Here is a 12,149-nt window from a genome sequence, read left to right on the forward strand (position 1 = left end):
ACCGAAGCCAGGCACTCGACCAGGTACGGCATCGCTTCGTACGCCCCGATGATCACAGTCACATCAGGCTGCGTGACGGTCACGTTTCCCCCTTGGTATTCGATTAGTTTCATGCGCACCCAAGGTATTTGGGTCCCCCGCGGTGCCACGCGCGGCGCCACTGATCGGTGCCGCTCGGGCCCTAGTACCAACATTGCGCGACACGGGTCGATTGCACCGGATCGCGTCACACTCTCCAACCCGTTCAGTGTGGAGTGATGTCCGTGGGATCTTACGCCCTGCCCTATTCGGCGAACACTGGACGCCACCACAACGGAGAGGTCTCCACACTACTGTCGACGCGGTAGTTGACGCCGCTTCGGTCGCCTGCTCTGTCCCACACACCGCTGAGAGGCAGGACCTTATCACTGCCAATGGTCACAACAACCAGCCTCTGACCTGGGCCTCGCCCGGGCTCCTTCTCCCACGCGATGAGCCGCCGGTCGTCGACCCAGGCAAGCAGCTCCGACCCACGCACGCGGGCGATCTTCTTGTTGTCGTGTGGGTCACGGATTTCGGACCAGGACTTGTCCTTGGTCTCCGCGTCCAAGCCCAGCGCAGCAAGGGTGCCGTCCGGCGACAGGCGCGCGTCGATGTCTGACCGCAGATACCTCTCGTTCTTCGGTCCTACAACGTTTTTGCCTTGCAGGTCATAGAACTGCTGCAGCCCGTCCGTACCTCCAACGACTTGTGAATAGACCATCCTGCCATCGCGCGAGAAGGAGAAATCCTGCCGCGTGTTGATGTTGCGGTCGGGCTCGACCCGACTCCAGGAACCCACTCCGGAAGCCGTGTCGAAGACGTAAAAGCCGCTGCGGCTGGAATCACCGAACGCCGAACTCCACCCCGAGACTCGCTTGCCCTCGGGGGTACGAGTCTCCACCTCATGACGTGCATCAGGTTGTTCGTCGTACGTCGTCGCAACAAGCTTGGAGCCGTCGGGAGAGAAGGCGAGACCGCCGACGCCGCGGTTAACGGGGATCCATCGCTCAACCTTGCCCGAGGCGAGGTCGAGCAGCCCAATCCGCCGCGCAGGCAGATTCCGTTCCAGGACGGCGGCGGTGGTACGTCCGCGAGACACAGCAACGAACGACCATCGTTCGTCCTTTTCATACTTCCTGGTCTTCGGGTCGAGCAGCCAGTAGGTACGGGCAAGGACCCCCGAGCCGTCCGACTGTTCATCGATGTTCTGGGCGTAGTACGCGACCATCGCTGTCCTGCCGGCTGCAATCATGTCACGCGGAGGCCACTGGTCTGGGTGAGCGGAGATAGCCTCGACGGGCACGGAATCACTCGCGGCCGGCGGGGCGTGCGTCTCGGAGTTCAGCTGTGGCACGGCGACTCCGACTGCGACCACAGCCACAGCGGCGGCCATGGCGGTCACGAGCTTCCGATTGCGACTACGCCGTCTGGCTGCGAGGGCACGATCAGCGAAATCTGGAGCGGCTGCGGCCTGACTGGAGGCCTCTTCGCGCAACACATCGCGCAGGAGTTCATCGACGTTCACAATCCCACCTCCACGGGAGAGTAGTCATTGGACATCCGGTGTTCGGTGCCGGTCGGGCTCAGCGCTGCAAGTTCGGGCGCGACGGTGCGCAGCCGGGCCAGAGAGCGATGAGTGGTGGACCGTACGGTGCCGACGGAGCAGCCCAGGATGCGGGCCACCTCAGCCTCAGGCAGGTCCTCGAAGTAGCGAAGCACCAGCATCGCGCGTTGGCGCGCGGACAAGCGGGCCAGCGCATTGCGCACGAGCAGACGCAACTCGGCTGCCGACGTGGCCTCCCCCTGCGCACCGAGATCGGGCAGCTCGCCGACGAGCAGTTCACGCTGCCGCCATTTCAGTTGCCAACGGTTGATCTGCTGGCGGTACATGATCCGCCGGACGTATGCCTCGGGTTCGTCGATCCGGTGCCAACGGCCCGCCGCCTTAATCAATGCGTTCTGCAGCAAATCTTCGCCCGCATGGCGGTCACCACCGGCCAGCAGGACCGCGGTCTTCAGCAGTGCTGACGAGCGGTGCGCCACGAAGTCTCGAAAGTCGTCCTGCGTCTTGGCGTCCATGCGCACCTTCACTTCCTCGGGCTGACCCGTGCAGACCCCTTACGTCCCTGATGACACGTGCGGAGGCCCGCCGCTATGTCGTTGTTTACAAGCTGGCGGCATCACGCCACCAAAATGGCAGCCGTGGTCGCGTTACGCGTCGCCAGCCGTTGCCAGAGACCGAGAGCTGCCGCCGGATCAGGAGGTCACACTCTGCTGCCTGTGCCGTTGGCGTGTTTACGCCGACTCGGTGATGTGTTGTGCCTGTGCGCTGACGACGGTGTACGACATGTCGATTCCTCGGAAGCAGGCCGCAGTACTGTGTGGGGCCTAAATCCCGGGCCCGTAACCGGGATCTGGGTGCTGACGAGGAGTCCACCATTCCAAAAGCCCCCATACTCCGAGTGCGAGCGCGGCCATTGCCGCAAGTACCGCTACTCCGGGTCGGGCCACCCAACGACTGGTGAACGCCCAGGTCAGGAGAGGGACGAGGGCACCGCCCAGCAGGATGAGCGGCAGGTCGACCACGACCACGCTCAGATCACGAGCATGGTTCTCGAAGCCGCCGTCGATGCTGAAAGCTGCCCGCGGTGCCCAAACGATCGCCCCGACGGCCGCACCGACACTACTGAGAAGGCAGCCAGGTGCCATGGAGGTATGTGGAGTGGTATTCATGCCCCGCCCAGTTCAGTGTGTTTCCGATCAGTCAGCGCCAGTTGCTGGTGGCTCGGTGGGTCTTCCGAGAGCGAGCCGAACAGCAGGCTCCCAGCAGTTTGCATTCGACGACCCCACATGCGTGCTTGGCATGCTGAGACCACAACGTCACCGTGGGTCAAGCCGGACTGGACTGGCTTCACCTGCCAGCAAGGGCATGGTGTCCGCGCGAGCGGGGGCGATCGGAGCCCTCCCAGTGGGCCAGTCAGATCCGGTGGCTACTGATGCCGAACCATAGCTCAATGGCGGACGCTTTCGCCGGACTACGTAACCTCTGCAACTTCCCGCCGAAGCAATAATCTAGCGCGCTCCACGGCTAGATTTCCCACTCACGATCGGTTTCGAGTGGCTCAAGGACGAGCCCTACCGCGCACTTGCCTCCCAGGCCTGCGACCGCTCTGTCATCGTGCGGCAGGGAAACCGCCTTCGGGCTCCAGAGCCGACAGGACGCGCAGTACTTGGTCTTCTCGTAGCGCCGGCGCAACCACCTGAATGCCCACAGGCAATCCGTCGACGAGCCCGGCCGGGCAGTTACCCGCGGGCAGACCGGTCAGATTGTGCGCGCAGGTGTGGAGGATGCCAGGGCCCATGGCGCGGCTGAGCAGGTCGAACGTGGACATGTCGTCGTCCGGGATGACAGGAGGAGGGCTCGGAACGGTGGGGGTCATGAGCACATCGACCGCCGCGACCCCGGAGAAGTGCCCGGTGAAGGCTTCCGTGAGACGCGGGATGAGGCTCATGGAGGCGGCAATCCAGACACCTGGCGCCTGGCCTCCGTCATGGCTGGCGGCTGCCGCGCAGAGCTGCACTGTAGGGGCTAGCCATTCCGCGCATCGATCGCTGGATTCGGATGTCCGGTCGGGACGGCGAAGATGGCTGAAGCGGTGCGCGAGTGCGGGATCCCCGGTCAGAACGCTTGTATCGCCGCCAAGTCCACCAGCAAGCAGGTCCGGGATGCCTCGTTGCACAGTGAGTACCAGCGCAAGTGCGGCGGCGTCCGCGTAGTGGGGGACGCTCACTTCCCGAACGGTGGCGCCGAGCGCCTCGAGCTTCTCGGCCCGGTCGCGGACCCGATCCGCAACCACCGGGTCACACATGCGGTGGTCCAGCGACTCCGTCACCAAGCCGATGCGCAGTCCACTCACGTCACCACTGACGGAAGTCCAGTCCTGCGGCGGGGCTTCCGGCCCGCACTTCAGGTCATAGCCGTCACTGCCGGAGATCACGGACGCCAGCTGAGCGACTGTGGCGGTCCTGAGAGACGCGACCACGACCCGGTCCTGCACCGTGGTGAGACCGAGGATCCCAGTCATCGGCAGAAGTCCGCGGGTAGGCATGAGCGCGGCCAGTCCACATCCGGCGGCCGGCGCACGACCGGAGCCGGCCTGATCCACCAGGATTGCCGCCTGTGCGACATCTGCCGCAACGAGAGCCGCTGCGCCTGCGCTTGACCCCCATGTGGTGTGACCGGGGTTCCACGGATTAAGTACGGGGCCGGCATAGCTTTGGTCCCCGGTAATCGCGAGCCCGAGGTTGTCAGCTCGGCCAGTGTGCGTGATGACCGCCCCGGCGGTCAGGGCTCGGTGTACCACGGTCGCTGAGGAATCCGCCGTATGGCCCGCGACAAGGCGTGAGCCATACGCCAGGGGAACACCCGCAATCCGGATGGAGTCCTTCACCGCCAAGGTGACGCCGGCAAGCGGTCCCACCCCTTTGCCAGGGAGGTCCACCAGGTACTGCGTCGCATTCCACTCGTCATTCCCTGGCGTCCAGGTCACCACTGGCGGCGCAGCCGTGTGCGTCTCCTCCCACCACTGCCCCACACGATCGTAGGGTGCTTGAAGTCCCGGCGCCATCCGCGTCGCGACATCGATCATGTCCGGAGCTAGACCCAAATGAAGGTCGTGTGATCGGGTCTGCAATTCGCTCCGAGTCGGCGGGGTCCACCTCATGCGGGGCAATGTCATAAGTAACGGCCTCCGTCGGAGAATGCAGCCGTGGCGCTGTGCCAGCTACAGAAGGCACAGACACGATGCTTTTGCCAGTACTCCGTGCGCAGCCACGCTACTTCGGGTCGATGCGAATGGGGCCACTGTGTCCTACTCACATCCCGAAGTCACGCAACTCCGCGGTACCGGGAGGTTCCTCCCGTGATCCGCACAGGCGCTGAATCTCACTGCGCTCGGGTACTGGTTGTCTGACCTCAGACTGCATCTGTGCACGTCGGCGTCACACGTACTTGCGCTGCCGGCAGGGCGTTGAGGAAGGGATAGTCGGTGTACCCGGCGCCGCCGTGCGTGTAGAGATCCACCGGGTCGATGGGGTTGAGCGGGCCTTGGCGCTCGAACCGTTCCGGCAGATCGGGGTTGGCGATGAACGCCCTGCCGAATGAGACGAGATCGGCGCGCTCCGTCATCAAGACAGCCTCGCCGTCTGCCCTGGTGGTGGCCTCCCGGTTCTCGCCGACGTTTGCAATGATAGGTCCATGCCAATGGGCGCGAAGGTCGGTCAGCGCGGGATAGTGATCGTTGTCGGTGAGATGCAGATACACCAGACCGAGGCCGTCGAGTGCCGCGACGAGCGCGCGATAGACGGGTCCAGGGTTTGCTTCCTCCATGCCGAACTGCGGGTTGCCCGGCGAAAGGCGTAGACCCGTGCGTTCCGGCCCCACGGCGTTGGCAACCGCTGTGACGACTTCGAGGGGGAAGCGGATGCGGTCCTCGATGGTGTTGCGTCCGTACTCGTCGTCTCGGAGGTTGGTGTTGTCGGCCAGGAACTGATGGATGAGGTAACTGTTCGCACCGTGGAGTTCAACTCCGTCAAAGCCGGCACTGATGGCGTTGCGGGCGGCGGAAACATGATCCTGCACCGCTTGATTGATATCGTCCCGCGTCATGACGCGCGGCGTGACGGGGTCTGCTTTGCCGCCATCACGCACATGGACAGGGCCCGGCACCGGCACTGGGGATGGGCCGGCAGGGATGTCTTCTGTGAGCCGTGAGAGGGGGTGCCCTTGTCGGCCGCCGTGCATCAGTTGTGCGAAGATCCGGCCGCCTGCCGCGTGTACGGCCTCGGTCACGGCCCGCCATCCTTCGACGTGCTTCGTCGTTTCGAGTCCTGGCATGCGCCATCCCGCCTGGCCTGTGCGGCTGGGCCAGATTCCCTCGGTGATGATGAGGCCAGCACTGGCGCGCTGCGCATAGTAGTCGGCGACCACCGGCAACGGCGTTCCGTCCTCAGCGGCACGAAAGCGTGTCATCGGAGCCATTACCATGCGATTGGGCAGGCTGAGGGTGCCCAGCGTGTGCGGTGTGAGGAGCAGTGTGTTTGTCATGCGAGCAGGGTAGAACTTGACACTAATGTCAGATTCAAGTGGCGAGTGCGTGATAGGTGAGACACATGCGGATCGGAGAACTGGCGCGTCGCACAGGAGTGAGCGAGCGGTCCTTGCGCTACTACGAGGAACAGGGCCTACTATCCGCACAACGGACCCCGGGTGGCCACCGAGACTACGCCGAGAGTGCAGTCGATCGCGTCATCCGCATCCAGGAACTCTTTTCGGCGGGCTTGTCCAGTATCAAGATCGAGCAACTTCTTCCTTGCATGCGTGATGCGGACGGTGGGCCCTCCAAGACCGCCACTCCGACACTCGTCGCTGAACTCACAGCGGAACGGAACCGCATCGACGGCATGATCAACGATCTACTCAGGTCCCGCAGGGCCCTGGACAACGTGATCGAGGCCGCGTCGGGGATGTGATCACGGTTCAGGTAAATCCTTGCGTCGGAGCTACCAAGTGAGTTGTGCACAAGGCTCTGCGAGTTGGAAACCCGCTTGCTGCCGGTTGGCCAGTGCGGTTGTTCCGGCGGATGGTGCCGCCGGCACCCGATTGTATGGGCAGGCGCCCGCCGTCGCGTGGGATCGTGCAGGAAGGAGTACGGCGATCCTTGCGGAGCTTGCCGGGTGCCTCTCCCAGCCCCTCGTCCACCATGGCCGGGGGACTGATGCCAAGCACCAGAGCAAGACCTACTATTCCAAAGCTCCCAGGTCAGTGACTTGTGCATAACAGTGCCGGCGCGCCCGTGCCGTATGTCAGCACGATGGTCGATCGCCTGCCAGCTCAGAGAACTCCAGAAGGTCAGAGCAGAGGGATTGGCGTCCAGGACGGCGAGTCGGATGCCGGTCCGATGTTTGCTGCGGAACTGGTCTTCGATCAGGTCGACCAGGGCAAAGGTGTCGAATCCAGCGACCATTAGGGCCGCCGCTAGGTCATCGAGCGGACGATGTCCTGGCTCTCCGGCTACCGATGCCTTTGGCCTCTCTACGAGCGCTACCCCCTACCCTTCCAGGGGCGCGGTGACAGTGGCAATGCCATGAGGCTGGGCGGTGCCACGATGAGGTCGACGCTAGGTCGGCTCCGCCCACCACCGGAGGGGTAGGGGCGGAGCCGGATCGGTGCGGTCCATCCGACGGGGGCAGGACGGAACCGCCCGGAGAGGATGAGGGCCGCGGTCGCAAAGGGCCTTGCGGCAGCCAGGACTGAACGCCTAAACCCTGCCCTGCAGCTCTCTCATCCCGCTGAGTTAACTAGATCACAGCAGCCGTGCGCGGTGCACGAATAGTGATCACTCTGACGCAATTCCGCCACGTCCTTGCGAGGCTTGTCCCGTAATACATCTGTGAGCCAGTCGACCGCGGTAGCGGTCCTTCTTGTCATCCAACCCAGAACCAAAGCACGGTCGGCCGTCTCCATCGCGAACGGCTACGTAGCGCTCCAATGATCCGGCGCAAATACGCCACACCGGACTGTGCAGCCGACGTTCAGGATCTGGTGTCATGACCGTTGAGAAGATTCCGCTTGGGTGAGCGGAGGTGCGCATCTTCTCCGCAAGGGCACGGTGTTTCTGGGGAGAGCCGTGCCACGGGAGTGGCCCCGAGTGATTGGAGTGCATTCGGGGCCACCTCGGCCCTGCCACGGCAAGCAGGCCTCACCTCCAGCGTGGTGAGGTCCGCCAGACGCGAGGCCCCCGTTCAACAGAAGCCCCGCAGTCACGTCAGCAGCCACGCTGGTACACGGACCTCATGACGGCCGCAGCACTCCGTGATCCGTTGTCACCGACCCATCTGGCTTGTACGCGGTGGACATTCCCGGAGTCAGAGGATCGGCTGGAGGGCCTGCCGGCCGAAATGGTCGGCCACCCAGCTGTCGTTGTAAACCGTCTCCAGGTAGCGCTCGCCCATATCGGGTGAGATGCACACCGCTTGCATCAAGGACCCGGCATCGTGCCGGTCGAGCCAGGTGCGTGCCCCGCTGACGACAGTTCCGGTCGAACCGCCGAATAGCATTCCGCGTGCGGATAGCGTGCGGCACATGCGGACGGCGTCGCTCTCTGGCACGTGGACTACGTCGTCGAACAGACTGGAATCGAGCATGGGCGGCCGCACTCCCGCCCCGAGGCCCGGAATGTGCCGGTGCGCCGCCGGGGCGCCGAAGCTCACCGACCCCACGGCGTCGACCGCGACGATGCGGGCGCTGCTCCCCATGTCTCGGAAGTAGCGCACGCACCCCATCGCGGTACCGGAGGTGCCCACGCCTACGAACACGACGTCCACGTCCGGGAAGCGCTTGAGTATCTCCGGCGCGGTCGTCTCGTAGTGCGCTCTCCAGTGCTCCGCGTTGGAGTACTGGTCAAGCCAGACGTAGCGGCTGTCCTTGGTGCACAGGCGGCGCACAAGGTCCAGTCGCGCTCTGAGGAAGCCGCCCTCAGGGTGCGGCTCGTCGACAACGAGAACGTTGGTGCCGAGGGCCCGCATGGTGGCGGTGGTGAGCTCATTGCACTGGCGGTCCGTGACACAGGTGAAGTCGAGTCCCTTGCTCGCCGCGATGATGCTGAGGGCTACACCGAGGTTCCCGGAAGAGGATTCGATGAGCACGGTGTCTTCGGTGATCACGGCGACACGTTCGGCCGCGGCGACCATGGAGGCGGCCGCCTTCATCTTGATCGACCCGCCAAAGTTCAACCCCTCGCACTTCACATAGAGCTCGCGTCCCAGCACCGGGCGCAGATCGACATACAAATCGGAGCCGGTCAGCTCCTGTGGTGACGTGATGATAGTCATGGATTTTCACCTCGGGCCGCGGGCCCCAACTCCCAGAGCACTACCGGCCCGGCAGTTGTGCAAGCGCTCCAGGCACCGGCTCGGCCGGGTCGTGCCCCTGATGGACCTGTCTGTTCACACCGTCCACGTGCACCACCTTCGGCTCGTGGCGGTGCAGTTCGGACTCGTGGACTTGGGCGTAGGTGATGATGATGACCAGATCCCCGGGAAGCACCAGGTGCGCAGCCGCACCGTTGACACCGATTACACCGGAGCCGGGTTCGCCCGCGATCGCGTAGGTCTCCAGCCGGGCGCCGTTGGTGATGTCAACGACCTGGACCTTCTCGTTTTCCACGATGTCCGCCGCCTTCATTAGGTCGGAGTCGATCGTCAGCGAGCCGACGTAGTGCAGGTCGGCCCGGGTTACGGTGGCACGGTGGATCTTGCCATTCATCAAGGTGCGCTGCATAGATGCCTCGGTCTCGGATCGGCTGGAGGTGTCGGCATACCCGGCGGCATCCACACTCGTGTGGATGCCGCCGGGTATGCCGTTGCGCCTGGGCGGCGGGCGACGCAACGGCGTGCGCGGCCAGGACGGTGAGGAACTCACTCCCCCATGGCGCGGATCAAGCTCTTGGGACGCATGTCGGTCCAGTTCTCCTCGACGTAGGCGAGGCAGGATTGCCGGTCCGTCTCGCCGTACGTGACGGTCCAGCCCTCCGGAACGTCCGCGAAACTGGGCCAGAGGGAGTGCTGTCCCTCGTCGTTGACCAGGACGTAGAACGAGCCGGCCTCGTCGTCGAACGGATTGGTCATGGTTGCTCCTTGGTCTTCCTGTTGGGGGATTTCCCGGGCTTCTTCGCGTGTCATTGGTGGGTGGGTGTTCGAACCTCGGTCATGCAGGCGAGCCCAGCCGTACGGACAGCACAGCGGAGGACGGATCTGTGATCACGAGGGCCGGACTCCGAGACGGCGTCATGGCCGGCGCGAACCGCAGCAGTCCGGCCAACGCCGCGTGAGCCATGCTCCTGGCGAGCGCAGCTCCCAGGCAGTAGTGCATCCCGTGGCCGAACGCCAGGTGCACATTGTCCTGCCGGGCGGGGTCGATGACGCCTGGTTCGGCGAACTGGCGGTGATCGCGGTTTCCGGTCGCCAAGACCACTTGGACGAGGTCACCCGGCGCAATGGTCACGCCCCCCAGTTCGACCGGCTCGCGTGCGATGCGCAAGGTACCTACCTCCGCAGGACCGTGACGGCGCAAAATCTCCTCGACGAGCGCAGGGACCCCGACCGGATCGGAGCAACTCACGGCTCCTGTCAGGACCAGTACCGCCATGGTCCTGACCAGATGAGCGGTGGTGCGGTGCCCGGCGATCAGAATACTCAGCGCCATGGAGACGAGTTCTCCCTCGGTGAGTCGGTCACCGTCGTCTCTGGCCCGGACGAGCGCGGTGAGCAGGTCGTCCCTGTCCCACCGCCCGCTGCGTCGTGCGGCGATCGCCTCCTTCATGTAGGCGATCAGTTCCCGGGCATCCGCCGTGACCCTCGCCGGATCGCCGCTGGTGAGCCCTTCGGCCGACGAGCGCCACTGCTGCTGGTTGGCGGACGGCACTCCCAGCAATTCACCGATGACCACGATGGGGAGCTGGTGGGCGAAGTGCTCCATCAGATCCAAGGTGCCGTCGGCTTCGGCGTGATCGGCGAGGCTCGTGAGCAGGTCGTCCACGATCTGCTCAACACGCGGCGCGAGTCGCTGTATCCGACGGCTGGTAAAGGCGTGGGACACCAGTTTGCGCAGCCGGGTGTGGTCGGGCGGATCATACGCGGCGAGGGTCGAGGTCAGAGCCGTACGCAGGTCTTCAGGCAGGTTCGCACCGGGCAAGGGGAGACTGACCTGCCGACTTAGGTCGTTGCTGAAGCGATGATCAGTGAGGACCGTGACGACCTCATCGTATCCGGTGACCAGCCAGAGTTCGACGCCACCGAAGTGGCGCCCGCGGATCACGGGTGGTCCCGCCGACAGGGTGTCGTACCAGGTGTCCCGATCAGCGGACGAGAGAACTCTGTCCAGCCGTACTTCCTCGGGCACAAAAGTGGACATGACAGCCTTTCCGGTCATGAGCGTGGTCCACGGCCCTCAAGGACCTCGGTGGTGTGCTCGCCGAGATCCGGTGCGGGTGTGCGGAGGGAGTCGAGCCCCGCGCCGAACACCACCGGGAAGCGGACCTGGTGCCACTGTTGATCCTCCGGTCCCCCAGGCACCTCGGCGATCAGTTCTCTGGCCCGGACGTGCTCGTCGTCGAAGACTTCCTCTGCCGTCTCGTAGACCGGTGCCCAGGGCACGTCCATTTCTGCGAGTACCTGGATCCACCACTTCAGATCCCGGTCGGCGAAGACCGAAGCGAGGAGTACGGACACGGCTTCCTTGTTACGGGTTCGGTCGTCCCGGCGGTCGTAGGCGTCAGTGGCCAGGGCAGGGAATTCACCGGCGAGCCGGTCACGGAAGGCACGCCAGAACTTGTCCTCGAAGAGAGCGAGGGACAGGCGCCGGCCGTCGCTCGTAGTGAACACGTCGTTGTCACCGGTGACCACCGGGCTGTCAGGCGCGGCGACATTGAGGCCGGGCAGTGTCAGCGGCCCGGCCCAGGCCGCGGCCGCCTCGTGCAACGACACATCGATATGTTGACCAGTGCCAGTCGTCGCGGCATGCTGCGCCGCAACGGTGATGGACAAGGCGGCGTACATCGCTCCAGTGAGATCCGCCACCCGCACTCCGGGGCGGTCCACACTTCCTGCTGGCCGTTGCGGTAGGGCAAAGAACCCTGACAGCGCCAGGAAGTTCACGTCGTGACCGGGGCGTCGGGAGTAGGGGCCGGTCTGGCCGAAGCCCGACAGAGAGCAGAGCACCACACGGGGGTTAGCGCACCGTAGAGCGGCGAAGCCGAGGCCGAGTCTGTCCAGCACACCGGGCCGGTGGCTCTCGATCACTACGTCGAACCGGGGCACCAGGGCCAGGAACGCCCTTTTCCCATCAGGCTCGGCCAGGTCGAGCACTATCGACCGCTTGTTCCGGTGGATTGCAGCAAACGTCTCGGGCATGACCTGCCGCAGCGGATCTCCGCCGGGTGGCTCGACCTTGACCACGTCCGCCCCCAGGTCCGCGAGCAGCGAACCAGCGAACCCGCCCGGCAGCAGCCGTGTCAGGTCCAGGATGCGCAACTGCCGCAGCGGCAGCCACGACGCGTCCTCCGAGCTCG

The 12,149-nt window shown here is 64.7% G+C and carries 10 protein-coding genes; 1 reads left to right on the top strand and 9 read right to left on the bottom strand.

The window, feature by feature from the left end:
* Window positions 1-283 precede the first annotated feature (283 nt).
* The 4 genes from ACZ7L5_RS43515 to ACZ7L5_RS43530 all read right to left on the bottom strand — a co-directional run bounded on the left by ACZ7L5_RS43515 (window position 284) and on the right by ACZ7L5_RS43530 (window position 6,127).
* Window positions 284-1,546 (bottom strand): WD40 repeat domain-containing protein, encoded by a 1,263-nt coding sequence (locus ACZ7L5_RS43515; RefSeq protein ID WP_471524472.1) that lies wholly within the window; start codon window positions 1,544-1,546, stop codon window positions 284-286.
* Window positions 1,543-2,100: a SigE family RNA polymerase sigma factor gene (locus ACZ7L5_RS43520; protein ID WP_471524474.1), complete on the bottom strand. Its 558-nt coding sequence runs from the start codon at window positions 2,098-2,100 to the stop codon at window positions 1,543-1,545. The genes ACZ7L5_RS43515 and ACZ7L5_RS43520 overlap by 4 nt, the downstream gene beginning before the upstream one ends.
* 1,094 nt (window positions 2,101-3,194) lie before the next feature.
* Complete coding sequence (locus tag ACZ7L5_RS43525) at window positions 3,195-4,670, bottom strand: amidase family protein (RefSeq protein ID WP_471524476.1); 1,476 nt, start codon at window positions 4,668-4,670, stop codon at window positions 3,195-3,197.
* 326 nt (window positions 4,671-4,996) lie between these two features.
* On the bottom strand, window positions 4,997-6,127 hold the full coding sequence (locus ACZ7L5_RS43530) for an alkene reductase (RefSeq protein ID WP_471524478.1): 1,131 nt from the start codon (window positions 6,125-6,127) through the stop codon (window positions 4,997-4,999).
* A gap of 65 nt (window positions 6,128-6,192) precedes the next feature.
* Here ACZ7L5_RS43530 and ACZ7L5_RS43535 point away from each other — a divergent pair, with 65 nt between their 5' ends.
* Window positions 6,193-6,552 (top strand): MerR family transcriptional regulator, encoded by a 360-nt coding sequence (locus ACZ7L5_RS43535; protein WP_471524480.1) that lies wholly within the window; start codon window positions 6,193-6,195, stop codon window positions 6,550-6,552.
* Window positions 6,553-7,947: 1,395 nt separating this feature from the next.
* Here the strand turns inward: ACZ7L5_RS43535 and sbnA are convergent.
* The 5 genes from sbnA to ACZ7L5_RS43560 all read right to left on the bottom strand — a co-directional run bounded on the left by sbnA (window position 7,948) and on the right by ACZ7L5_RS43560 (window position 12,111).
* Window positions 7,948-8,913 (bottom strand): 2,3-diaminopropionate biosynthesis protein SbnA, encoded by a 966-nt coding sequence (gene sbnA / locus ACZ7L5_RS43540; RefSeq protein ID WP_471524482.1) that lies wholly within the window; start codon window positions 8,911-8,913, stop codon window positions 7,948-7,950.
* Between the two features lie 40 nt (window positions 8,914-8,953).
* Window positions 8,954-9,361 (bottom strand): aspartate 1-decarboxylase, encoded by a 408-nt coding sequence (gene panD, locus ACZ7L5_RS43545; RefSeq protein ID WP_471524520.1) that lies wholly within the window; start codon window positions 9,359-9,361, stop codon window positions 8,954-8,956.
* A 137-nt stretch (window positions 9,362-9,498) separates the two neighbouring features.
* Window positions 9,499-9,708: an MbtH family protein gene (locus ACZ7L5_RS43550; protein WP_471524484.1), complete on the bottom strand. Its 210-nt coding sequence runs from the start codon at window positions 9,706-9,708 to the stop codon at window positions 9,499-9,501.
* Window positions 9,709-9,787: 79 nt separating this feature from the next.
* On the bottom strand, window positions 9,788-11,011 hold the full coding sequence (locus ACZ7L5_RS43555) for a cytochrome P450 (RefSeq protein WP_471524486.1): 1,224 nt from the start codon (window positions 11,009-11,011) through the stop codon (window positions 9,788-9,790).
* Window positions 11,008-12,111 (bottom strand): CaiB/BaiF CoA transferase family protein, encoded by a 1,104-nt coding sequence (locus ACZ7L5_RS43560; protein ID WP_471524488.1) that lies wholly within the window; start codon window positions 12,109-12,111, stop codon window positions 11,008-11,010. The genes ACZ7L5_RS43555 and ACZ7L5_RS43560 overlap by 4 nt, the downstream gene beginning before the upstream one ends.
* Window positions 12,112-12,149: the final 38 nt, after the last annotated feature.

It is taken from the genome of Streptomyces sp. NPDC107528 (assembly GCF_055639295.1).

Coding starts and splice junctions, on each gene's coding strand:
- panD (WP_471524520.1), bottom strand. CDS start 9,361: ATGCAGCGCACCTTGATGAATGGCAAGATCCACCGTGCCACCGTAACC.
- ACZ7L5_RS43525 (WP_471524476.1), bottom strand. CDS start 4,670: ATGATCGATGTCGCGACGCGGATGGCGCCGGGACTTCAAGCACCCTAC.
- ACZ7L5_RS43520 (WP_471524474.1), bottom strand. CDS start 2,100: ATGGACGCCAAGACGCAGGACGACTTTCGAGACTTCGTGGCGCACCGC.
- ACZ7L5_RS43535 (WP_471524480.1), top strand. CDS start 6,193: ATGCGGATCGGAGAACTGGCGCGTCGCACAGGAGTGAGCGAGCGGTCC.
- ACZ7L5_RS43555 (WP_471524486.1), bottom strand. CDS start 11,011: ATGACCGGAAAGGCTGTCATGTCCACTTTTGTGCCCGAGGAAGTACGG.
- ACZ7L5_RS43530 (WP_471524478.1), bottom strand. CDS start 6,127: ATGACAAACACACTGCTCCTCACACCGCACACGCTGGGCACCCTCAGC.
- sbnA (WP_471524482.1), bottom strand. CDS start 8,913: ATGACTATCATCACGTCACCACAGGAGCTGACCGGCTCCGATTTGTAT.
- ACZ7L5_RS43550 (WP_471524484.1), bottom strand. CDS start 9,708: ATGACCAATCCGTTCGACGACGAGGCCGGCTCGTTCTACGTCCTGGTC.